The sequence below is a fragment of the Ahrensia marina genome (assembly GCF_042140245.1).
Lineage (GTDB): Bacteria > Pseudomonadota > Alphaproteobacteria > Rhizobiales > MH13 > MH13.
The window spans coordinates 681185-704731 of record NZ_CP159483.1; the positions used below are offsets into that span (position 1 = coordinate 681185).

General features: G+C 58.8%; 19 protein-coding genes. 4 read left to right on the forward strand and 15 right to left on the reverse strand.

Annotated elements, in window-relative coordinates:
• Nucleotides 1-58 precede the first annotated feature (58 nt).
• Entirely contained in the window at nt 59-868 is an 810-nt protein-coding gene (locus tag ABWH92_RS03335) for a hypothetical protein (RefSeq protein ID WP_375572131.1), read from the forward strand.
• A gap of 98 nt (nt 869-966) precedes the next feature.
• Here ABWH92_RS03335 and trxA read toward each other — a convergent pair whose 3' ends face one another.
• The 15 genes from trxA to ubiE form a co-directional block, all read right to left on the reverse strand.
• Nucleotides 967-1287, reverse strand: a complete 321-nt coding sequence (gene trxA, locus ABWH92_RS03340) for a thioredoxin (RefSeq protein WP_375572132.1) — start codon at nt 1285-1287, stop codon at nt 967-969.
• Between the two features lie 111 nt (nt 1288-1398).
• Nucleotides 1399-4932 (reverse strand): double-strand break repair helicase AddA, encoded by a 3534-nt coding sequence (gene addA, locus ABWH92_RS03345; RefSeq protein ID WP_375572134.1) that lies wholly within the window; start codon nt 4930-4932, stop codon nt 1399-1401.
• A complete protein-coding gene (locus ABWH92_RS03350) occupies nt 4929-5483 on the reverse strand; it encodes a PD-(D/E)XK nuclease family protein (RefSeq protein ID WP_375572135.1) in 555 nt (184 codons plus the stop codon). The genes addA and ABWH92_RS03350 overlap by 4 nt, the downstream gene beginning before the upstream one ends.
• The gene (addB, locus tag ABWH92_RS03355; protein ID WP_375572137.1) at nt 5410-8022 is read right to left on the reverse strand and encodes a double-strand break repair protein AddB; all 2613 of its coding nucleotides are present in this window, start codon (nt 8020-8022) and stop codon (nt 5410-5412) included. The genes ABWH92_RS03350 and addB overlap by 74 nt, the downstream gene beginning before the upstream one ends.
• Nucleotides 8023-8045: 23 nt before the next feature.
• The gene (locus ABWH92_RS03360; protein ID WP_375572139.1) at nt 8046-8756 is read right to left on the reverse strand and encodes a nucleotidyltransferase family protein; all 711 of its coding nucleotides are present in this window, start codon (nt 8754-8756) and stop codon (nt 8046-8048) included.
• Entirely contained in the window at nt 8756-10255 is a 1500-nt protein-coding gene (gene tsaE / locus ABWH92_RS03365; protein ID WP_375572141.1) for a tRNA (adenosine(37)-N6)-threonylcarbamoyltransferase complex ATPase subunit type 1 TsaE, read from the reverse strand. Before tsaE ends, ABWH92_RS03360 begins: the two co-directional genes overlap by 1 nt.
• A gap of 23 nt (nt 10256-10278) precedes the next feature.
• Complete coding sequence (locus ABWH92_RS03370) at nt 10279-12822, reverse strand: PAS-domain containing protein (protein WP_375572143.1); 2544 nt, start codon at nt 12820-12822, stop codon at nt 10279-10281.
• Nucleotides 12823-13034: 212 nt separating this feature from the next.
• Complete coding sequence (ahcY, locus tag ABWH92_RS03375; protein WP_375572145.1) at nt 13035-14426, reverse strand: adenosylhomocysteinase; 1392 nt, start codon at nt 14424-14426, stop codon at nt 13035-13037.
• A gap of 115 nt (nt 14427-14541) precedes the next feature.
• Nucleotides 14542-15303, reverse strand: coding sequence for an alpha/beta fold hydrolase (locus tag ABWH92_RS03380; protein WP_375572147.1), 762 nt, complete (start codon nt 15301-15303; stop codon nt 14542-14544).
• A 192-nt stretch (nt 15304-15495) separates the two neighbouring features.
• A complete protein-coding gene (gene cysK / locus ABWH92_RS03385) occupies nt 15496-16485 on the reverse strand; it encodes a cysteine synthase A (protein ID WP_375572149.1) in 990 nt (329 codons plus the stop codon).
• 178 nt (nt 16486-16663) lie between these two features.
• Entirely contained in the window at nt 16664-17110 is a 447-nt protein-coding gene (gene dut, locus ABWH92_RS03390) for a dUTP diphosphatase (protein WP_375572151.1), read from the reverse strand.
• Nucleotides 17103-18353, reverse strand: a complete 1251-nt coding sequence (gene coaBC / locus ABWH92_RS03395) for a bifunctional phosphopantothenoylcysteine decarboxylase/phosphopantothenate--cysteine ligase CoaBC (protein WP_375572152.1) — start codon at nt 18351-18353, stop codon at nt 17103-17105. Before coaBC ends, dut begins: the two co-directional genes overlap by 8 nt.
• Nucleotides 18347-18538: a hypothetical protein gene (locus ABWH92_RS03400; RefSeq protein WP_375572154.1), complete on the reverse strand. Its 192-nt coding sequence runs from the start codon at nt 18536-18538 to the stop codon at nt 18347-18349. Before ABWH92_RS03400 ends, coaBC begins: the two co-directional genes overlap by 7 nt.
• An 11-nt stretch (nt 18539-18549) precedes the next feature.
• On the reverse strand, nt 18550-20097 hold the full coding sequence (gene ubiB / locus ABWH92_RS03405) for a 2-polyprenylphenol 6-hydroxylase (protein ID WP_375572156.1): 1548 nt from the start codon (nt 20095-20097) through the stop codon (nt 18550-18552).
• Between the two features lie 3 nt (nt 20098-20100).
• Nucleotides 20101-20880, reverse strand: a complete 780-nt coding sequence (gene ubiE, locus ABWH92_RS03410) for a bifunctional demethylmenaquinone methyltransferase/2-methoxy-6-polyprenyl-1,4-benzoquinol methylase UbiE (RefSeq protein WP_375574173.1) — start codon at nt 20878-20880, stop codon at nt 20101-20103.
• A 153-nt stretch (nt 20881-21033) separates the two neighbouring features.
• On the opposite strand from ubiE, the gene mutM reads away from it, so the two are divergent.
• The 3 genes from mutM to rpsT all read left to right on the forward strand — a co-directional run bounded on the left by mutM (nt 21034) and on the right by rpsT (nt 23277).
• Nucleotides 21034-21981, forward strand: a complete 948-nt coding sequence (gene mutM, locus ABWH92_RS03415; RefSeq protein WP_375572158.1) for a bifunctional DNA-formamidopyrimidine glycosylase/DNA-(apurinic or apyrimidinic site) lyase — start codon at nt 21034-21036, stop codon at nt 21979-21981.
• Nucleotides 21982-22016: 35 nt separating this feature from the next.
• A complete protein-coding gene (locus tag ABWH92_RS03420) occupies nt 22017-22790 on the forward strand; it encodes an enoyl-CoA hydratase (protein WP_375572160.1) in 774 nt (257 codons plus the stop codon).
• A gap of 211 nt (nt 22791-23001) precedes the next feature.
• Nucleotides 23002-23277, forward strand: coding sequence for a 30S ribosomal protein S20 (gene rpsT, locus ABWH92_RS03425; RefSeq protein WP_375572162.1), 276 nt, complete (start codon nt 23002-23004; stop codon nt 23275-23277).
• The last annotated feature ends 270 nt before the right edge of the window (nt 23278-23547 follow it).

Below are 23547 nucleotides of genomic sequence, written 5' to 3' on the forward strand. Positions count from 1 at the left end.
CCCTTTATTCCTGCCGCCGACAAAGGCCGATCAACCGCTTGATCATCGACCACTCGCTATGCATGTGCGCACGGCGCTGGGTGTGCTAGAGGGTGCAATCTTTTCTCCTTCGGGTCCAAACTGGATGCTTCGCACCGCGCATCTTGGCTTGGATCGACAGATCCGCAATTTCTATGACGCCACGCCTTACCCGCTTTTTTGTTCGCTTGTTGAGCATGCACCCTTGCCCTTGAGCTCGCGCCACCGACATCGGCTCGTTGTGCTTTGCCTCTATGGCGGCCTTATTCTTTTGGGCTGGTGGATCAGTATGCAATGGGAGCGGCTTGAGGATACGCAAGTCAGCGCGATGGACCCGGCGATGATGTTTCAAATCATCGCTGTTGCTCTCATCGTGTTCGTTCTGACGTCGGCCATACCCTTCATTCCCGGCGCGGAGATCGGCTTCGGGCTGATGGTCATCTTTGGCAGCAAGGTGGCGCTCTTGGTGTACGGTGCGATGGTGAGCGCGCTGACGCTTTCTTATCTCGTCGGAGCGCTGGTTCCGTCGGCATGGATCGTTCAGTTTTTTCGCTATCTGGGGTTCAGCAAAGCAACCCAAATGGTTGAAGAGCTGGCGGTGCGAAATCGTGAAAGCCGCATTGCTTATCTGATGGAGAATGCGCCGCCACGATGGGTGCCGATGCTTCTGCGTAATCGCTATCTGGCGCTGATGCTGCTGCTCAATCTGCCGGGCAACTCGTTGGTCGGAGGTGGTGGTGGGCTAGCTCTCGCAGCCGGCATGAGCGGTCTGTTTCGCTTCCCCGCCTTCTTCGCCACATTGCTGATAGCGGTCGCACCCATCCCATTGTTTTTTCTGCTGACAATGTGATGGCCAGGCTTTTTCACTATGGGTTCGAGCCCAAAAGAAAACGCCGCATTGGTGGCCCAATGCGGCGTGACTATGCGAACTGAATCTGGTCCGTGGCGCTAAATCGCGCTCGAAATCCAATTGGAAAGATCAGTTTTGGAACCAGCGCCAACTTTCTGTGCGACAGGCTGACCATCCTTGAAGGCAACCAGCGTAGGCATCGACATGATGCGCAGCGCTTGAGCGGTCTGCTGGTTGTTGTCGACGTCGACTTTAACGATTTTGACCTTGTCGGCCATCTCTTCAGAAATGGCGTCCAGGTGTGGCGCGATCATTTTACACGGGCCGCACCATTCAGCCCAAAAATCAACAATAACAGGAACATCGGACTGCAACACTTCGCTTTCGAAGGTCGCATCGGTGACGGTAACGGTGGCCATTGGCACTTTCTCCGGTTGTGATCCGCAGGCTCTCTGAGCTCACGCGGAATCAGATAGGTTTCATGGATTGAACGTATGAACGGTGGCGAGGTGCGTCAACCAGAGCGGCCATCACGCTTTGCTGATCGAGAGGCCTAGGCTCTCCTCAGCGACCCGCAGATCGCCCGATGTAATCCAGTCCAGTCGCGGCTTGGATGTCCAAAGCAGGCCAGAACGCAGCGGACGGTCCGCAAACAGTCTGCTCAAAAGAGCGGAATAGAGCGAAACTTGCGCCAAATAATGCAGACCGTCCGCCTGTAGTCTGCCAAGTTCCGGAACGGTTGCGTTGGTTTTGAAGTCGATTGCCCAGATCTCGTCCGGCAAAATCACCAGCCGATCGATCGACCCGCTGACAATCCGCTGGTTGCCTTCGGCATCGGTGATCGATCCGCGCAACGGCACTTCGGCGCGTGACGCTTGTCCAAAAAGTGTGTTCGCCACATCCATCTGGTGAACGGCGTTGGCTTGATCGAGGGCTTTGCTGACGAGAGCTGGATCAATCAGGGGGTCGAGCGCGTTTGCGATGGCTTCGGCTTGGTCAAAATTCGGCAGTTGGGCTGGTTCCAAAAGACAGTGGACCAGGGTGCCGAACAGCAACGCCCGGTTTTCATCGCTCTCTTCCAACTGCTCCACGGTTTTGGCATGGCGCTCGACTTCCGCTTGCTGCTGCCAGGCTTCTGGACCCACCGCGATATCCGCATGGGCCTTGGAAGGACGCAGCGGCGCGATGACTTGAGGGGCGGGCGTCGGCGTGGCGAGCAGGGCTTTCAAGGGCGCTGTGTCGATAGGCGGTGACTGGTTCTCTTGCTCCGTCTGCTTGGCGATACCCTCATCAGGCCAAGGGTCAGCACGCCAAACGCGCACCGGCTCTCCTTTGGCCAAACCATCCAGATCGCCGACATCGCGCGCATTTGGTCCAAGCGCTTTGTCGATCAGATTATACCAACTCCCCTCAGGCGCATCGGCCTCGCTGGTCATGTGACCGGTGACGATGAGCTGATCGCGAGCGCGGGTCATCGCCACATAAAGCAGGCGGCGATACTCTTCGAGCTGACGGGCTTTGCCAGCCTCCTTGATCTCCTGATAGGCCGGGGCGTGGGTGTCGCCGGCAAGCAGCACCAGTGGTGGCATTGCGGTGTTGGACAACCCCTCCTCCGGCACGGTTTCAACGATACCAGACGGTGCGCGCGGCACCCGGCAGGTGTCGACCAAGAACACCGTGCTTGCCTCCAGCCCCTTAGCGCCATGCACGGTCATGATCCGCACCTTGTCGGCGCGCGCTTCCATATCGCGTTTGATGTCGAGTTTCAGGCGGCGTAGCGTGTCGAGAAAGGCTTCCAAATTGGCAAGGCCAGACCCGGCGCGCGTTTCCTCAGCGCGGGCAAGGCGGAGTAACTCATCAAGCGGATCGCGGGCATCCTCACCCAAACGCGCCAGCATCTTTTTGCGGCCGCCATCACGACCGAGCACGGTGGACAAAAAGGTGAAGGGCGAGGCGAAATCAGCCATCGCGCGCCAATGCCGCACATCCTGCGCGGCTTGATGGATCGTCACATCGTCGGTTGAGGCATTCAGCGCATCGATCAGCAAGCCAGGCCGGTCAGCACACAGGTTTTCCAGCTGCTCATCGGACAGCCCAACCAGTGGCGAGGTGAGGAGACAGGCCAGCGACAGATCATCTTCTGGCAACAGCACGACTTGCATGAGCGCCATCATGTCTTCCACCGCAATGTGTTCGGTGAGCAGCAGCCGGTCCGTACCAGCCACAGCGATAGCGCGGGCTTTGAGTGCCTTATTGATCGCATCGGCCATAGCGCCGCGTGTGCGCAACAAGATCAGAATATCGCCGGGATTCTGACCCGCTGCCACCAGGCCCTCAACACGGCTCGCAATGGCTTCGGCAAGCTGCAAATGCGGCGCGGGCAGCGCATCAATCGGCGCGGTCCAGTCCTCTGGTTCCGGCTCCTTCTTGCCCTTGATGACAGGCCATAGCTCCACCTGCCCGCGATCTGCGCGATAAGGTTCATGCACCAAGCCTTCATCACCCGTAACGCCCTGGAGCGCTTCGTTGCGCGAGAAGACCGTATCGACAGCGGAAAGGATGTCGCGCGTGGAGCGGAAAGAAAGCAGCAGAGAGAGCCGCCCTTCAAAAGCGCCGCCGACTTGCACTGCCTTGGTTTCGAGCGCCCGACGCGTGCCATCAAACTGGCGCGGGTCGGCACCTTGGAACGAGTAAATCGACTGCTTGTCGTCACCGACGGCGAAGAAGGTCGGCGTGGCACCGTCCGGGCGGCGACCTTCGCCATCGAAGAAATCATCGGCCAGCGCACGGATAATCGCCCATTGTTGAGCCGACGTGTCCTGAGCCTCATCGACCAGGATGTGATCGATCCGCTGATCGATCTTGTAACGCACCCAAGCCTGCGCTTCTGAGCGGTTGAGAAGGGCGGCTGTGCGGGCAATGAGATCGCCAAAGTCGAGCGCGCCGCGCTGGGTTTTCAACGCTTCAAACCGCTCCAACACGGCAAGCGCCACACGCATAAGGTCAGCGAACCCAACATGGGTTTGCAGGGCCAACACGCGCTCCTGTTCGGCCTTTAGCCAAAGACCAATATCAGGAAGCTCCGCGCGTACCTTGGCGGCAAAATAGCTGCCCTCCACCTTGCGTGGCTTGCCCTGCTTGGTGAGAAAGGCCTCGTCCCAGAGGGCCCGTGCAGCGTCCGAGTCCGCTTCCTTCCAAGCGCGGACCAGCAACTCGGCTTTTTCAGCATCCTTGGCGGTGCCAATATCCAGAGCGGTTTGGGCGATGGTCTCAACGCGGCCTTGGGGCAAGGTAAAAGAGGATTTGATCGGGTCGGCAAGGACCGCTCGGGCCGTGCTGACATCGCCATCATCCAACCCCAGCATGGCTGCGTGCAGATCGGTAAGGTGGGCGAGACGCGCTTGCAACCCTTCTTTGCCTGCCGCATCAAAAGCTCGGATAAGTGCGTGGCGGGCGCGCAGAACAGCATCGAGATGATCACTCACCGTGCTGTCGGCAAAGCGGGCGGCCATACCCTCAAAAGCTTGGGTGAGCGCTGGGTCTTGGCCCCGCGCGGCGCGCGCAATGACATCGGCGCGGGCCGCCTGCATCAACGCATCGGCATCGCGGTCATCCAGCACGGTGAACGAGGCAGCGACGCCTGCTTCAAGAGGAAACTGATGCAGCAAGCTCTCACAGAACGCATGGATGGTCTGAATTTTGAGGCCGCCAGGCGTTTCCAGAGCCCGGGCAAAAAGGCTGCGGGCATTGGCCAAATCACGAGCCGTTACACGGCCTTGAAGATCGGAAAGAACTTCGGCGAGATCAGTGTCATCCAGGCGGGTCCAGCGCGCCAACTCGCTGAAGACGCGGCTTGCCATTTCGGCGGCGGCAGCCTTGGTGAATGTGAGACAAAGCAAGCTTGCTGGATCCTGACCATCCAGCAACAAGCGCAGCACGCGGCGGGTGAGGACGAACGTCTTGCCGGAACCGGCATTCGCCCCCACCCAGGCTGACCCCCGAGGGTTGGACGCTTTGGCTTGGGCAAGCTGCGTTGCCTCTGGCACCTGTGCTTGGGTACTCATGTGCTCTCACCGGAAGCTTCATCAGCAGCGCGCCATTCTTTGACACGGGCCAATTGGTGGTAGGGGCCTTGATCGCGGGCACGCTCAGGCCGCAGCAGCGGCGTAAACGGTGCGCCCATCAAGAACGTTGCCCAAAGCGCTTGAAGCTGAGCCAGCGCCTCGTTCGCCAGCTCGATCAACTCATTGGGGTCATCCAGCGCCGTGATCTTAAACGGATCGCGGTTGCCGCCGGTCTGGACATAGCTCGCGGCGCGCGCTGGATGCGGGTCGACATCTTGGAAAGCCCCAGCGTGCAGCATGGCCACGCTTAAGGCAAGTTGCGGCGCGAAAGTCTTCACCTGAGCAAGGCTTGGCGGATTGCCGGTTTTAAAATCCAGGATCGCTGCCGTGCCATCGGCATAAAGATCGACACGGTCCGCCCGACCCGTCAGGCGGCACTCATGGCCAGCAATGCTGATATCCAAAGAGCCACCGCGCTCAGGAACGCGCGTGCTTAAACCCTCTGACCAGTTCCGCTCGGCTTCCAAATAGGGTGGTGTGAACTCGGGCAATGCGCTGCGCCCAAAGCGCCTGAATGTCCGGGAAGGGATCAAGCGCTTGCAGTTGGCGGGTGGCTTCAGCCTGCATCGCTGCGGGCCATTCTTCAGGTGGTGTGTCATTGAGCGTTGGGGCGATTGCCTCAAACAAAGCGTGGAACAGCGTACCGCGCTCGGCTGGGCCTGGTGGCAAGCCAAGCTGCGGCGCTTCTTCCAGCTTCAAGATCCTGCGGGCATAGACCGTGTAGGGATCTCGGATCAGCGTTTCGACGTCTGTGATCGAAAGCCGCTTGGGCGGATGTTTCGGCTTGGGCTCAGGGCGTCGTCTCGGGCTAATCTTTGGCGGGGTTTCCCATGTGCTTGCAGCGGCCAAAAGCGGTGTTGCGCGCTGGCGCATCTGCTGGCCGGTCTCTTCGGGCAAAAAAGCCGAGAGCCTTTGCAGCCAGCGCGAGGGAACGGTTGGTGCACCATCCACCTTTTGGGCGCGGGTGAGCATCACCTTCGGTTGGCCAAGCGCCTGTTCCACATCATGGGCAGACAGACCGATGCGGCGCTCAGGGATTTCAAGCGCCATGCCTGCCATCATCGCACGGGAAAGGAACGGGCTCGCCGATGGCAGGCTTGGCCAAGCTTTTTCATTGAGACCACCTAGGATCACATGATCCACCGCCTGTAAGCGTGCCTCCAACGGCCCCCAAATGTGCAAGCGCGGATCGGCGGGCCGATCTGGGCGCACGACAGCTTCAGCCAGCAAGGCTTCAAGAAGAGCTGGCGCCTCGGCCATGGGTGTCGTGAGGCCAACATCGTCAGCCTCGCGCAATTGCAAGCGCAGTGCGGCCACGGCATCTCCGGCAGAACCCGCGTAGAGCGGATTGGGACCGGTTGGATCGCCGGCCTCGGTAAGCGCCTCGCAGGCAGCAAACAGCGCTTCGGTGTAAGCGGTGAAAGGCGTGTCTTTGGGCGGAAGTACAGCGAGCGGGGCAAAGGCGGTTTCCAGCCGGTCGATCAAAGCCAACGCACGTGTATCATCGCTGGGGTCGAGATTTGCCCGGATTGCGGGCACCCGGATTGCTTCATCGTCCCGTTCTAACGCCCGCTGATGGATGACCTCGCGCAGCGCCTGGAAACCAGGGGCCAACGCCAAACCACGCAAGGCCAAACGTTCCAGAAGGCGCGCGTCCGCGCGCGTGACCGCCGGTGTCAGTGATAGAGCCGTCAACGGATGTTTCAGCAGCGCTAAGAGTGGGATGGCAGCAAAGCCACTCTGCCAGGCATCTGCCGCGAGCAGCATCAAACGGGCAGGGCTTGTTTCGCGCAAGGGCGTGCCCGCGCTGTCATCGCTGGTGAGATTAAAGCGCTCCAGATCAAGTTGAACCCGGCGGGCAAGATTGCGGTCCGGTGTGATCAGCGCGACCGTCTCATCGCTCGCCAGCGAGGCTTTCATGGCCATGGCGATCGCCAAACTTTCTTCGCCCTCGCTGCCCGCCTCAAGTACTGTGACGTTCTCGAAAGCTTCGGTGTCTTGAGGGCGGAGGCTTGGCCAAGCGCCGGTGGCGCTGGCAGGCAGAAAGGCCGCAGAGATCAGCGTTTGGCGCGTTGGGATTTCGCCGCTGAGATCGGTGACATCCGCGCGGCTCGCCTGCATCACATCAAGCAGCTTGAACAGGCCATGCTGGGGGTGGCTGGCGCTTTCCGGCGTATCCTCACCAAGTGTTGCGAACGCCGTATCTGACAGCGCGACATCGAGCCCCGGCAATACAACAGCCCCGTTGTCAGCTCGTGCAATGGCTGAAAGAAGCCGCGCAGTGGCCGGGATCGAACCTGTCGAGCCCGCCGCGACAACGGGGCCAGTGTGCCAGCCCGCCACAATGCGTGCCGTGCGGGCATCGAGCAGCAAACGGCGGCGGGTGGCCGGATCGACAACGCCCTCTTCGTTTAGGATTGCAGGCCAGTTCTGGGTGACCAGCGTCAGTAGAGTGAGCGTGAGCTGCCAATAGGCGGCGTGATCATCGGGCACCAACTCGAACAGTGCTTGCCAATCGCTTTCCTCGGTCGCGACCTGATCGATAAGCTCGGCCAAGGCTTTGGCCAGATGGGCGCTCTCGGCCACAGATTGCGGGAAGACAGGTTGCTGTGACACTTCGGTGGCTGTCATGGCCCGGCGCATCGCCTCGCCTGCCGCACCCACAAGCCGGATGAGGATCAAACGGCGTTTCAGGCTGGGCATTGTCGCAAGATTTGGTGGTTCCAGCGCCTCGGGCTGGACGGCCAATTGCTCGGGATCCAGACCTTCGGGAACCAAAAACTCATCTTCATCTGCATCGGCCAGGGTACGGATGGTCGGCAGAAGCGCCGTTCCGCCAAGTTCGGCGGTCAACACATTGGCGAAGGCTCGGGCCGCCCGGCGGGTGGGCAGATAGAACGTGGTGTCGATGCGCGCCAGCGGATCATCCATGGGTCCGATACCCAAATCACCGGCCAGCCAGCTTTGTGCCAGCTGCGCCAGAAAGGGCCTATGCGACCCGATGGTGAAGAGATTCACGCGTGACGTCATGCGCGCCATGTGGCGCGAGGCCGTTAGATGTGTCCAGCCTGTTTGAGCGCTGTTTCAGCTTCGGTGATGGCCTGCGGCGTGCCTACGGTCAGCCAAAGTCCCTCCAGCACGTGCCCGTAAAGGCGACCTGAGGCGATGGCACGATCAAACAACAGGTTCAGCGAAAAAGGGCCATCGGGCAGGTCCGTGAAGATAGACGCGCTCATAATGGCCGTTCCGGTGTAATTGTAAGGCGCAGGTTCCGCACCCCGGCGAGCGAGTTGACCTGCTTCGTTGCATGAGAAATCGCCAGGATGGCTGCCCATGCCAACGCTCTTCTCGCACGGTGCCACCAAGAGCAGCATATCCATGGCGGAGGGATCGAACGCGGCTTGCATCGCTCTGGCGGCGTTATCGTCCGCAACCCAAAAGCTGTCAGCATTGGTTGAGAAAAAGGTCTCACCGAGCAGTGGCAAGGCGCGAGCTATGCCGCCGCCGGTTTCCAGCCGCTCGTCAATCTCTGGTGACAAGGTGATCTCAGGTGCACCTCGGCGTGCTTTGCAATGGGCTTCAATCTGTTCAGGCAGGTAATGCGTGTTGATCACCGCTTGACTGATGCCCGCGTTGACAAAGGTGTCGAGCACGCGGTCCAGCATGGTTTGACCGCCGACCTGCACCAGCGGCTTGGGCAAGGTGTCGGTGATAGGGCGCATACGCGTACCAAGGCCGGCGGCGAGCACCATCACCGGATACATCACGCCACCTCCGGCAAAAGCTGATCGTAGAAAGGCTTCAGCTCGGCCAGCGATGGGTGTGCAAGGCACTGGCGCATATAGTTTTCTACCCGCGGCAAGTGTTTCAGATAGCCAGGCTTGCCGTCGCGGGCGTTGAGGCGGGCAAAGATACCCAGAATCTTCGAGTTGCGCTGGGCGCCCATCAGCGCGACCCGCGCACGCAGCCAGTCAGTGTTCGCGTCAGAGGCTCGGATGTAGGCCTTGATCAGTTGCTCCTGAAGATCGGCGGGGATGGTCACGCGGGCATCCTGCACCAGGGCTGCAACATCATAGGCCAGTGGACCAAGCAGCGCGTCCTGAAAATCGATGAGACCCAGACGCGCCAAGCCCGTTTCCTGATCGCGCCAGATGATGTTGGGTGAGTGATAATCGCGCAGTGTAAGCGTGGTCGGTTCCTCTTCCAGCGATGCCAAGGCCCTTTGCCAGGCGGCGAAAAAGCCTGCCCTGTCAAAATCGGCGGCCTCAACGCCGCGATGCGCAACGTACCAGTCTGGCAACAGCGAAATCTCGGTGAGAAGAACGCCGGTGTCATAGCGGTGAAGGTGATGGGTGCCACCACCAGGAACCGATAGTTCTTCCGGCCAATCAACATCATGAAGTGCGCCAAGCAACTCAGCTGCCGCCTGATATCGCTCTGAATCAGGCGAGCCATCAGCATGCAGGATGGTGTCACCACCCAGATCCTCAATCAGCAGCAAGCCATAGTCGAGATCAGAGGCATGCGTGACCGGTGCCGCAAAGCCTGCTTGGCGCAAGGCCGTGCCGACGGCGGAAAAGGCGTGGACACTTTCGGCCAGATGCACCAACTGGCTGTAGGGTTTAGCATCCTGCTTCAACGCTCCGGTGTCTGGCTGCACGATGGGACCATCGGGTTGGCGGGCCGCATCCATGACAATCAGAGGCGTGTCGATCAATCGCTCATAGCGTCTGGTGGATGCATCGCCGAGCAGGCGTTGGCGATCGGCGCTTTGATGGTTGGCAGCCGTCAGAAATGCACGGATGTCGAGGCTGCGACTGAGTCGATCCAACATGTCTTGCGGCCCGGATAGCGTCGCCTGGCGGGCTGCCTCGCCTCGCATGTCAAATGTCAGTGTGATTGCGCCTGAGAACGCACCCTCTCCGGCTTGCCCAGGCCACTCGACCAAACGGATGGCAGGATCATCGGGATCATCCAGACCCAGCTCCACCATCTCTGAAGGATCGGTGAGACGATAGAGATCGGCGTGGAGCACCGCTGGATCGGCCTCATCATAGCGCTGGACAAGCGTGTAAGTGGGTGAGGGAACTTCCAGGCTCACATCTTTGGCCAGCGTCCGGATGAAACTGCGAGCGAACGTTGTTTTACCGGCGCCCAGATCACCCTCAAGCCGGATCACCCAGCCAGGCGCAGCAACCATCGCGATGTCCTGCGCCAATTGCTCGGTTGCGGTGTCGCCGATAAGCGTGAGAGGGCCAATCATGCCAGATCACTTATCACGGCTGCTTACTCGGCAGCCTGGTCCAGCGGTGCGGTTTCTTCCGGGTCGAGCGGCAGCACGCAACGCACCACGGTGCCGATGCCCTCGCGTGACCAAAGCTGCATGGTGCCGCCATGAAGTTCGACCAACGCACGCGACAGTGTCAGGCCAAGTCCAGCGCCGCTGCCGACCGTGTTTTGTCCTGTTTCAAACGGCTCAAACGCCGCTTTGGCCTGCGCGGCATTCATGCCCCTGCCCTGGTCAATGACCGAAACGACGACGCGGCCATTCTCGCCACCCCTTTCAAGGCGGGTTTTGACGCGCACCTTGCTGCCCGGGCGCGATGACGCCACCGCATTGGAAAGCAAGTTGTAAAGCACCTGACGCATGCGCGTCTCATCAACCACCAGTGTTGCCACGTTTGGATCAAGCGCATGATCGATGGTGATGCCAGCGTCCAGCAAGCGGTCTTTCAGACCCAGCTCAGCATCTTCGACCAGCTTCATCGGCGAGATGGTATCGAGCGACAGCGCCAAGATGCCCGCATCGACCGTCGCCAGATCGAGAATGGAGTCAACCAGCGCGACCAGCGATTGGGTGGAAGAGAGCACGAAGTTCAGGTAGTCGCGCTGGCGTTCGTTCAGTGGCCCGGTTTCTTTGTCATCCAACAGCTGAGCAAAGCCGATGATGGATGTCAGCGGAGAGCGCAGCTCGTAAGACACATGCTTGATGAACGTGGTTTTGATGCGTGCAGCCTCTTCCAGCGCCGCATTGCTTTCGCGCAACGTGTCTTCAATCGCGACCGAGGCGGTTACATCGTTGGCTGTCAGCATTGTGGCACCGCCAGGCAACGGCGTGGCCACCAGGTCGATCACCCGCTCATCGGTAAGGCTCATGCGACTGATGATACCTTCACGTCGCTGACCAAGCGATCCCACCAGCCCCACCAATTGATCGATCACGCGACGGTCGCGCGCCAGGTCGCGGATTGGCCCGGTGATGTCTTTCACATGGGCACCGATTTTGGCCTCGTCCGGGGAGAGTTGCCAAAGCTGGCCAAAGGCGGGGTTTACCAGCTGAAGCCGTCCGTTGGACCCAAACACGGCAACGCCTTCGCGCAAAGCATCCAGCGTGGCGGCACGAACCTGGGTAAGCGCGGTGAAGCGTGACTTTAGCTCCACCTTTTCCGTTTCGTTTTCAAACAACCAGATAGCCCCGCCATCGGCGTTGGGCGCCGTGATCACACGCAAGAACCTGCCATCATGCAATTCCCAATCATCGGTGATCGGTTCGCTGGCCGTGTAAGCGGAGGTGAACTGCTCGCGCCAACCGCGATGATTGCCGCTTTCGGGCATCTGGCGCGTGGATTTGATGTAGGTGAGCACGGTGGATTCATGGGGGTGCTCATCCAAGACGCGACGCTGAAAACCAAAGAGTTCGGCAAACGCTGCGTTGTAGAACGCCACATGCCGTTCAGCGTTGAACACGCACACGGCGGTGTTGAGAGCGTTCAGCATGCGGCCTTGGATCGCGTGCACATTTTGCAAGGCTTGCTCAAAGCGGGTCTGATCGCTGAGCGGCATCGCGTAGCCAGCGGTTACAATCGTTCCAGCTTTCGTGGTTGAGCGCAAATGGACCAAACGGTCGCCGTCGCTGGTTTGCCCAGCATCGGCAGGAAGACTGTCAGCGATGCGGGCGCCATTGGCATGAATGTCATCGACAGCGCTCCATTGTGTCTTACTGCCCACAACGCTGCGCGCCGAAACGATGCCATCAGCGGCTGACTTCACGCCGCGCTGCTTAAACGCATCGTTCGACCATGACACCAAGCCCACCTGATCGGCCGTCCAAACGGGAAAATCAACCGCATTGAGAAGCTGTTTCAGATGATCGCTTTCAGCTTCCAAATTGGCGCAAAGGTGCAGAGCATCGGCAAAATCGCGCTGCAGGCGCGAGAGATCGCGCAGGCGGATAACCAGCCGAGCACCAATCGGCCGTCCATGCACATTGATCAGCGTGCCGCCCTTGGTACGCACATCCAGATCAATGCGTTTGCCCGTTTGGCGCAACTGGTCAACAGCCACGTTAAGCTCTGCCAGATCACCCTCTTCGACCCAACGGTCGAAGTTGGGCAAGTCGTCGGGATGCTCAGGCATGGCCGACTGATCTGCTGGACAGTGAAGAACGATGGGGACACCAGCCTCGCTGAGCATCAAGAGCCCGTCGCCAGAGGTATCGACCAGACTTTGGGTAACATCCAACTCAGCGCGCAAACGGGCAACCACGGCTTGGCTCTCATTGGCCTTGCGGCGGGCGCGGCGAAGGCTGACGAATGCCGAGATCAGCATGACGCCGACGAACAGAGATAAGCCCGTGATGACCGCACCGCCAATGGCCAGCATCGGGGCGGTCGTCAGGCCGTCAAAGGCATGCGTATGGGGAACACCATCCAGATTGGGCGTTTGCGCAAGAGCAGAGCCAATTGGAGCAAGGAGCACAGTGGACATGGCCGTGGTTGCACGCAGAGTTGCTGACCGCAAAATCCCTGCACTGGTGTGTTGACCCGCCATGCTTGTCCTGTCTTGGCCTGTCTCGTTCTGGCTGTCTTAAAGACCCGCCTCAGCCCTCGTGACCCACGGCATGTGCCGTCGAATCACTGACAAGGTACAAGCAGGTGGACTCCTGTGGGGAGTGAACAAAGCAAAAACAAAAAAACCGCCGCCACAAAAGTGGCGACGGATTTTGTATTCCATCGTGCTGACGCTTAGGTCAGGTGTGAACTTTAGTACCGGTAGGCTTCGCCTTTGAACGGACCTTCAGGCTTCACGCCGATGTATTCGGCTTGCTCGTCAGAAAGCTTTGTCAGCTCCGCGTTGAGCTTGCCGAGGTGGAGTTTGGCCACCTTCTCGTCGAGGTGCTTCGGCAGCACATAGACTTTGTTTTCATATTGATCGCCACGCGTCCAAAGCTCGATCTGAGCGAGCGTTTGGTTGGCAAACGAGGCCGACATGACAAAGCTTGGATGGCCCGTCGCGTTGCCGAGGTTCACCAGACGGCCTTCTGAGAGCAGGATCATACGTTTCTCATCGGGGAACTCGATGAGATCAACCTGCGGCTTGACGTTCTTCCATTTGAAGTTCTTCAGACCCGCCACCTGAATCTCATTGTCGAAGTGGCCGATGTTGCAGACGATGGCCATATCTTTGAGATCGCGCATGTGATCGACGGTGAGTACATCTTTGTTGCCCGTGGCCGTCACCACAACATCAGCGCGTGGGGCCGCATCTTCCATGGTGACCACTTCAAAACCGTCCATAGCGGCCTGGAGAGCACAGATCGGGTCGACTTCTGTGACCAGAACACGGGCTCCAGCGCCAGCTAGTGACTGGGCAGAGCCTTTGCCGACGTCGCCATAGCCACAGACGATGGCCACTTTACCTGCCAACATCACATCGGTGCCGCGACGGATGGCATCCACCAAGCTCTCGCGACAGCCATACTTGTTGTCGAATTTTGACTTGGTGACCGAGTCATTGACGTTGATGGCCGGGAAAGGCAGCTCGCCTTTTTCCTGGAGCTGATAAAGACGCATCACGCCAGTGGTGGTCTCTTCCGACACGCCCTGAATGTTGGCTTTGACCTTGGAGTAGAAGCCAGGCTCCTTGGCAAGACGCTTCTTGATCTGGGCAAAGAAGTACTCTTCTTCCTCACTTTGCGGGTTATCGAGCACCGATGGGTCGTTCTCAGCCTTCGCGCCGAGCAGCACCAGCATGGTGGCATCGCCGCCATCATCGAGGATCATATTGGCCGTTTCGCCATTGCCCCAGTCGAGGATGCGATCGGCATAGTCCCAATACTCTTCCAGGGTCTCACCTTTGGTCGCAAACACCGGAATGCCCTTCGCCGCGATGGCGGCGGCCGCATGATCCTGGGTGGAGAAGATGTTGCAGGAAGCCCAGCGAACTTCAGCGCCAAGCGCCACAAGCGTTTCGATCAAAACTGCCGTCTGGATCGTCATGTGCAGCGAACCTGCGATGCGCGCCCCTTTCAGCGGCTGCGCGTCGGCATACTCCTCGCGGCAGGCCATCAGACCCGGCATCTCGGTTTCAGCTATATCGAGCTCGGTGCGGCCCCAATCGGCGAGGCTGATGTCTTTGACGATGTAATCGGTCATGGAGAATCCTGCAGGTGATGGAAATCGGCACGGCCCGCTTGACGAGCCATCATGGCGAGCGTGTAGCACCAAGCCCTTACCGATGCAATGCAGATATAAAGATGTCTTTATATTATCAGCCTGGCGTGGTTAGTCGATGTTTAAGGAACCGATCAATCGCCTCGCGCAGCAAGTCGGGGCTGTCAAAATGCAACATGTGTCCACCGGGCAGCGTTGCAAACTCACTGCCTGCAATATGGCGGGCCGCAAGCTTGGCTCCATGATGCGTGGCGCGATTGTCTTGACCAACAACAACCAGCGTCGGCACCAGCACTGTGTTCAAATGACGGCGCCCGTCATAGTGCCCGGCTGCTTGCATAGCCGCGATCAATCCCGCGCGGCTATGTTGGCTCAGTTGCTTTTTGACTTCTTGTTTGGTGGCAGCTTTCTGGCTTTGGCCTGCAGGCGAGGTTAGAAGCGACATTGGCAAGACACGCATAAGTCCACTGGCAAGCATTGCGGTTAGCCTACCTGAAATCCGGTCTCGCACTGTTGGCACAGATTCGACCATCACCAGAGCAGCGACTTGAAGCTCGCGGCGTGCCGTTAGCTCCAACGCGACCATCCCACCCAGCGAATGTCCGATCAAAACACTGCCCCTTGGTATGTGCGGGGCCAACTGATCTGCGTAGCTCTCAACACGGGGCGGATAAACGGGGGCGGCTGATCCATGGCCAGGCAAATCAAGTGCGATTGCCTTTGGAAGCCCTTTGACAACATATCGAAAGGTGGAGGCCGACATACCCGCTCCATGTAGCCAAATGCTGGGGTAAGCAAACAGAGGGGAAGAGGCCGTTGATTGCTTTACCCCGTCGATCACAACGCTGTCGGTTTGCACGCGTTTGGCTCCTTACATCTTTGGCCTCCTTGGCGATGACATTGGGGCTTTTTTGGGAGCAGCCACGCCCATAGATGGCGACCGCCAGATAATGACGGCGCTGTACTTGTTCAGCCCATGTTCAAGAGAAAACCCGCGCTCCGTTTCCAGAGCGCGGGCTGATTTCAGGTCCGCCGCGATGATCGCTGGGGTTTAAGCTAGGCCATCAAAGAGCGCCGTCGATAGGTAGCGCTCTGCAAAGCTTGGAATGATCACCACAATATTCTTGCCAGCGTTTTCTGGCTTCTGCCCCTGGCGAATGGCGGCGGCCAGAGCAGCGCCAGAGGATATACCGACCGGCAGGCCTTCCAGGCGCGCAACGTGGCGCGCGGTTTCAAGCGCTTCATCGTTGGAAACAGTGGCGACTTCATCATAGACGCTGGTGTTGAGCACACCTGGTACAAAGCCAGCGCCGATGCCCTGGATCTTGTGCGGGCCAGGATTGCCGCCGGAAAGCACTGGAGAATCCTCCGGTTCAACGGCAACGACATGCAGGTTGGGCAAGCGTGGTTTCAGCACTTCGGAGACACCAGTGATCGTGCCGCCGGTGCCGATACCTGAGACCAGGATGTCGATCTCACCCTTGGTGTCGTTCCAGATTTCTTCAGCCGTCGTTTCACGGTGAATTTGCGGATTGGCCGGGTTCTCAAACTGCTGCGGAATGAGCGCCCCAGGGATTTCAGCTGCCAATTCGTCAGCCCGAGCGATGGCGCCCTTCATGCCCTTGGCCGCTTCGGTCAGTTCCAGTTCCGCGCCGAGCAGGGCCAACATTTTGCGACGCTCAATAGACATGGATTCTGGCATCACCAGGATCAGCCGTACACCACGCTGCGCCGCAGCAAAGGCCAGTGCGATGCCGGTGTTGCCAGACGTTGGTTCCACCAGAACCGTATCGTCTTTCAACTTGCCCTGCTCAGCAAGGCTGTCGAGCATGGCAACGCCAATACGATCTTTCACCGAGGCGATGGGATTGAAGAATTCAAGCTTGGCCAAAATGTTGGCGCCAACGCCTTTGTCCTTAGCAAGCTTATCCAAGCGCACCAGCGGCGTATCGCCAATGGTGTCGGTGATGGAGCCAAAAATGCGGCCCCGACCGGGTGTGTGGCTTTCAGTTTCGTTGGTTTTCAGTGCGGTCACGCTCATGACGGGTTCCTTCGCAGCTATCCTGAATTCGATTGGCCGCAATATACCGTCGCTGATCCCTTGCTACGAGGGATAGCCATGCATGGCTAAGAACAGCCTTAGAAGATCATTCTGCCGAACGCCTAATGCGCAAAACGATACTGCGCGCGATAGGGAGATTGTGGCTGCCAAGTGCACTTTATTGGGTGCCAGTCGACCCAAACCCGCCAGCACCACGGTCTGTCTGTGTCAGCGTATCCGCAGATTCAAAAACAGCCTGCACCACCGGCGCAACAACCATCTGAGCGATACGCATACCCCGCTCAACGGTGAAGGGATGGGCACCATGATTGATGAGGATAACGTGGATCTCACCGCGATAGTCGGCATCCACAGTCCCCGGCGTGTTGAGCACGGTGACGGCATGTTTGGCAGCCAAACCTGAGCGTGGACGCACCTGCGCTTCAAACCCTGAGGGCAAAGCGATCTGCAGCCCCGTTGGAATGAGGGCGTGTGCACCAGGCGCGATAACATGCTCGGCCTCAACAGCGGCCCGTAGATCAGCACCGGCGGCCAGTGAGGTTTCATAGGAGGGCAGAGGTAAGTCTTGTGCATGCGGCAAGCGCTGAACGAGAACGTTAGGCATGAACGATGCCTGTCAAATCGTCTGCCAAACGCGCAATCAGCTTCTTCGCCACATCGTGTTTGCTCATGGTTGGCCAGGGTTCAGAGCCATCGCGGGTAAGAAGCGTGACGGTGTTGGCATCGCCTCCCATCACGCCACCCAATGCCTTGCCCTCGGGTGGCGCGACATTGTTGGCGACAATGTAGTTGGCGTTTTTGCGCACCAGCTTGTCACGCCCATGCGTCTCCATGTCGGCGGTCTCGGCGGCAAAGCCCATCACCAAACGCGGACGGTTGGCGCCCATCGCGATGGTTTTCAAAACGTCAGGATTTTCGACAAGTTTCAGTGCTGGCGGGCCTGACCCATCTTTTTTCATTTTGCCGTTGCTGGGTTCCGCAACACCCCAATCGGCGACGGCAGCGGCGAAAATGCCGATATCAGCAGGCAGAGCGGCCTGGGTGGCCTTCAGCATTTCTTGCGCCGTTTGCACACTCACCCGGTCGACGCCCGTGGGCGCTTCAAGTTTGGTGGGCCCTGAGACCAACGTCACCTTTGCCCCGGCCTCATAGGCGGCTTTGGCGAGCGCATATCCCTGTTTGCCTGAGGATCGATTGGCAATGTAGCGCACCGGGTCAATCGGCTCATGGGTCGGGCCAGCCGTGATAACCACATGTTTGCCAGCAAGCAGCCCTTTGGAACGGTCAGGCGCAAAGTGCGCTTCAACAGCCATGGCGATGTCCATCGGCTCGGCCATGCGTCCAACACCGCTTTCACCGGTCTCAGCCATTTCGCCGGCCTCGGGGCCGATAAAAGCGATGCCATCACTTTGAAGCGTTTGGGTATTGCGCCTGGTGGCGGGGTGATCCCACATTTTGGGGTTCATCGCCGGGGCAATCAGCACATCAGCGGTCGTTGCGAGCAGCACGGTGCTTGCCAGATCGTCGGCCAAGCCATGCGCCATCTTGGCCATGAAGTCAGCAGTGGCGGGCGCAACAACCACCAGGTCAGCCTCGCGGGCCAGACGGATATGGCCGATATCCTGCTCGGCGTCGCGATCCCAAAGCTCGGTGAAAACAGGCTCGCCGGAAATGGCGCCGAGTGTCATAGGGGTGATGAAGCTGGCGGCCCCCTTGGTCATCACCACGCGCACGCGAGCGCCGCGCTCGCGCATCCGACGCACCAGGTCCGGTGTCTTGTAGGCGGCGATGCCACCGGTGATGACAAGGAGAACGGTCCGGCCAGAAAGGGTTTGTTCAACTAGCATGGGTTGTCTTTTTGCTCTGTTCCTTTGGAACAACCGCAGGGCTCGTGCATCCGACGCAGCAGGTCCGGTGTCTTGTAAGCGGCGATGCCACCGGTGATGACAAGGAGAATGGTCCGGCCAGAAAGGGTTTGATCAATCAGCATAGGTGAGGTGTAGCCAGATCGTTTGGTGTTGTCACCGGCCATGACGACAAGCCTCAGTCCACGATGGCCACGATCGTGAAGGCGATGATGCCAAGCGTAACGATGATCGGCCAAGCATCGACTTTGGTTTTGGCATGGGTCGCGACTGTGGTTGGGTCAGCTGGATCAAGTGCTTTTAACACCCGCTCCACCCGATGCAGCACATCGGGTGCATCGGTCGCCAGGCGCGCTAAGGTCGAGACTGCTTTGGCGGCATTCTCAGCCTGGCGTACCGGTGAAAGGTTGCTGCGGATCCAGCCGGAAACCACAGGATCGGCGGTTTTCCATATATCAAGGTTCGGATCGAGAGATCGCGCCACACCTTCAACCACCACCATAGTTTTTTGAAGCAAGATCAGTTGCGGCTGGGTGCGCATGTCAAAGAGATCGGTGACCTCAAAGAGTTGGGTCAGAAGGCGACCCATGGAAATTTGCGACGCATTGCGACCATGGATCGGTTCGCCAATTGCCCTGAGAGCTTGCGCAAAGCTGTCGACATCGTGATGGGCAGGCACATAGCCAGCCTCAAAATGAACCTCGGCTGTGCGACGGTAGTTGCGGGTGATGAAGCCAAAAAGAATCTCGGCCAAAAACCGGCGTTCTGCTTGGCCAAGGCGTCCGGTGATGCCAAGATCCACCGCGACGAGCGTGCCGTCGGGTTCCACGAACAGATTGCCGGGATGCATATCGGCATGAAAAAACCCATCGCGCATCGCGTGGCGCAAGAAAGACTGCATCACCAATGCGCCGAGTTTTTCCAAATCATGGCCATCATTACGAATGCCATCGACATCGGAAAGCTTGCGACCCTCGATCCATTCAATGGTCATGACCTGCGAACTGGAATGATCCCAATCGACCGAAGGAACGCGGAATCCTTCGTCATCTTTGGTGTTCTCGGCCATTTCGGCGAGCGCCGCGGCTTCCAGACGCAAATCCATCTCCAACCGCACCGACGCAGCCAATGTGTCGACCACCGCGACGGGTCGAAGGCGGCGCAGCGCGGGCGTGGTGCGTTCCAGCAATGTTGCGGCGACATAGAAGGTGGAAAGATCGCGGGCGAACCGGGCTTGGACGCTTGGGCGCAGCACTTTGACGGCGACGGGCTTGATGCTGCCGGTATCTGGATCACGGATCATCGCCTTGTGCACTTGCGCAATGGAAGCAGCAGCAAGCGCAGGCTCAATGCTTTCAAAAACCTCATCTTGCGGTCGGCCCAACGCTTCGGTGATGCGTGCCTTGGCTTCGTCGAGCGGAATGGACGGCAGGCGATCCTGCAAGGTTTCCAGATCGCGGGCGACGGCCATCCCAACCAAATCGGGACGGGTCGCCAAGAACTGGCCGAGCTTGATGTAAGAGGGGCCGAGACGTGCCAGAGCGGTCGAGATGCGATCGGCGCGGGTGGCCGCCTGATTGCGACGCGCGATCATATTGGCCAAGCGCAATGGCAGGTGCGCGGGCGGCGGCGTTAGCTCGATCTCCATGCCGGAAAAAACGCCTTCGCGCGCCATAACGAACCCAGCGCGGGCAAGGCGGTAAAGGGCTGCAACAGTGCCAAACATACGCTAGAGCTTCACACCTGTGTGCAAGACGGCGATGCCACCGGAATAGGGCGTGGCTTCGACCTTCGCGAACCCAGCATCCTCAATCATGCGAGCAAAGCGCACCTTGTTGGGGAACTTGCGGATCGATTCCACCAGATATTGATAGCTTTCCTGGTCTCCGCTCACGAGACCGCCCAGCTTGGGGATCACATTGAAGGAGTAGGCGTCGTAAATCGCATCCAAACCGGGCACATCGACCTTGCTGAACTCCAGACACGCAAACTTCCCACCTGGCTTGAGCACGCGATAGGCCTCAGCAAGGGCCTTGTCGATCCGTGGCACGTTGCGAATGCCAAAAGCGATTGTGTACGCGTCGTAAGCGCTGGACTCTTGGGCGAGTTCCTCAGCATTGCCTTCAAGGAAGGTCACATTGTCGGCCAGCCCACGCTTCTGTGCTCGCTCGCGCCCGACGTCCAGCATCGAGGCGTTGATATCAACGACATCGACCTGTGCATGCTTGCGGGAGGCTTCAACCAAGCGAAACGCGATATCACCTGTGCCGCCAGCAACATCGATGCTGCGCCAAGGGCGGCCGGACTTGCGTGGACGAATGCGCGCCACCATCGCATCTTTCCAGGCACGGTGAAGAAAGCCCGACATCAGGTCGTTCATCAGGTCGTAGCGACCGGCGACCTTGTGAAAGACTTCGTCGACGAGTGGTTGTTTTTCATCCACCTCAACGTGGCGGTGACCGAAGCTTGAGCCTATATCGCTCACGACTGTTTCCTTGACTGTTGCGATGGTCTTTTCGCCCCGTTCTCTTGGAACGACCGCTCAAAGACTATACTCCACCACTTCATACCCAAGGGCGCTGGCGAGCGCTATGCCAAGAGATGGCTCAATTGCCGCATGATGAATCCTTACTCTGTCAGCTGTCCGATCGCCTGGTGATGTATGCCTGAATTGCCCGAAGTTGAAACCGTTCGCCGGGGCCTCGCTCCGGCGCTGGAAGGTGCCAGGATCATATCAGCCGACGTGCGGCGGCCGGACCTACGGTTCCCCTTTCCCGATGGCTTGAAAGCTCTCCTTGAAGGCGCGCAGATCACCGCACTCACGCGACGCGCAAAGTATCTTCTAATCGAGTTGGACCGTGGCACCACGCTGATCGCGCATCTGGGCATGTCGGGGAGTTATAGGGTGGTCGCGCGTCAAGCGGTCGTTCCTTCAGACATTGGAAAGATGGGGAACGGAGCGGACGCGCGAAAGAAGGATTTTATACCTGGCATCTTCCATCACGAGCGCTCAACGCTTGGCGCACATGACCATCTTGTGCTTGAGGTCGAGGGCGGAGCCGTTAGCCCAGCAGAGGTGATCTACAATGATCCACGTCGCTTTGGTTTTGTGCTCGCAGCGCCCACAGCGCAGCTTCATGAACACCCTTTTCTGGCCGATCTTGGACCAGAGCCGCTGGGCAACGCGCTGACACCCGAGCACCTGGCGGACCGTTTCGCTGGTAAGCGCGCGCCACTTAAAGCTGCCCTGCTTGACCAGAAGAACATTGCTGGGCTTGGCAACATCTATGTCTGCGAGGCGCTGTCGCGCGCGCATCTGTCGCCCAAAAGACTGGCAGGAACGCTTGTCACCAAGAAGGGCGTGCCAACCCAAAGGCTGGTGACCCTGACCCAAGTCATCCGCGATGTTATTGGCGAGGCAATAGACGCCGGAGGGTCGAGTTTGCGCGATCACAAACAAACTGACGGTTCTTTGGGCTATTTCCAACACAGCTTCTCGGTTTATGACCGCGAGCATGCCGCCTGCCCAACGCCCACCTGTCGCGGGACAGTCAAACGTATTGTTCAATCAGGACGTTCAACCTTTTATTGCCCAACCTGCCAGCGCTAACGAACCTGCTTCCACCATCACGCAAGGACCCATCCATGGCCTATGAGACCATTCTCGTCGACAAGCGCGACCATGTTCTGCTGATCACACTCAACCGCTCCTCGGCGCTCAACGCGCTGAATGCACAAATGATGGGTGAGATATCAGCGGCTCTTGCTGAGGCCGATGGGGATCCGCGTATCGGGGCCAGCGTGGTCACTGGCTCAGAGCGCGCTTTTGCAGCTGGTGCCGACATCAAAGAAATGGCCGAGCTGAGTTTCCCGCAAAGCTTCGTGGAAGACTATGCCGCCAGCTACGAGGCCATCGCGCAGACCCGCAAGCCCATCATCGCAGCCGTTGCGGGCTATGCGTTGGGCGGGGGCTGTGAGCTTGCGATGATGTGCGACATCATTATTGCCGCTGACACCGCAAAGTTCGGCCAACCGGAGATTACACTCGGCATTATCCCCGGCATTGGCGGCACGCAGCGCCTGGTACACGCGGTGGGCAAAGCCAAGGCAATGGATTTGGTGCTGACCGGGCGAATGATGGAAGCCGAGGAGGCTGAAAGTGCAGGCTTGGTTGCCCGTGTGGTGCCCGTCGACGATCTGCTCGACACAGCGTTGGACGCGGCTGAAAAGATCGGTGAGATGTCGAACGCTGCCACGATGATGGCCAAGGAGGCCGTGAACCGCGCTTTTGAGGTGCCATTGGCAGAAGGATTACGGTTTGAGCGTCGCGCTTTCCAAAGCCTCTTTGCCACTGAGGATCAGAAAGAAGGTATGGAGGCCTTCATCGAAAAGCGTTCCGCGCAATTCAAACAACGCTAAACCTTGTTTGAACCATACGCGTTGGCTCCATTCCTGCCGAACAACGGCCGTTCTCTTGACTTCTCTCCCTCAAAGCCGTAGGTGCCCGCATCCCTTGGCACATCCGCCTCGGGATCGCTGGATGTGAGCTTTATTAGCCGCGTCCCCCGCAATGGACAGCAAGAGCCAGCCGGGATTTTCAGCGCAACACCGTGCCAAACACGAGGACAGTATGGCCAACACCGTTTCCGCCAAAAAGGCGGTGCGCAAGATCGCGCGCAAAACAGCGATCAATCGTGACCGTAAAAGCGCCATGCGCACCCAAATCCGCCGCGTTGATGAAGCCATCGCCGCTGGCGACCAGGCTGCTGCTGAAGCGGCCCTGAAGGACGCACAGCCTTTGATTATGCGTGCTGCCAATCGCGGGATCGTTCATAAAAACGCAGCGTCACGCAAAGTTTCGCGCCTCGCCAAACAAGTAAAAGCGATGGGATCGGCGGACGCGTAAAGGACAACATCCTTAGGTTGTTCTGAATGCATTTTTGCTCTTTTGACGAGAATAAGGGGTCGCTTAATACAAGCGGCCCCTTTTTTCATTCTATGACCCTTTTGGTTGACGCAACGCCATGTCGATTGTGTTCTAGGCTGCCTGTCAGTAAAAACCGGTTTGGAGTGCAAAATTTCGTAAGCCGGCTTTTTAACTTTTGTTGGCGTTTAACCTCCAACGTTTTGACCAACTCTAGATTTTTTTTCATTAATTTCAATATGATGAATCATA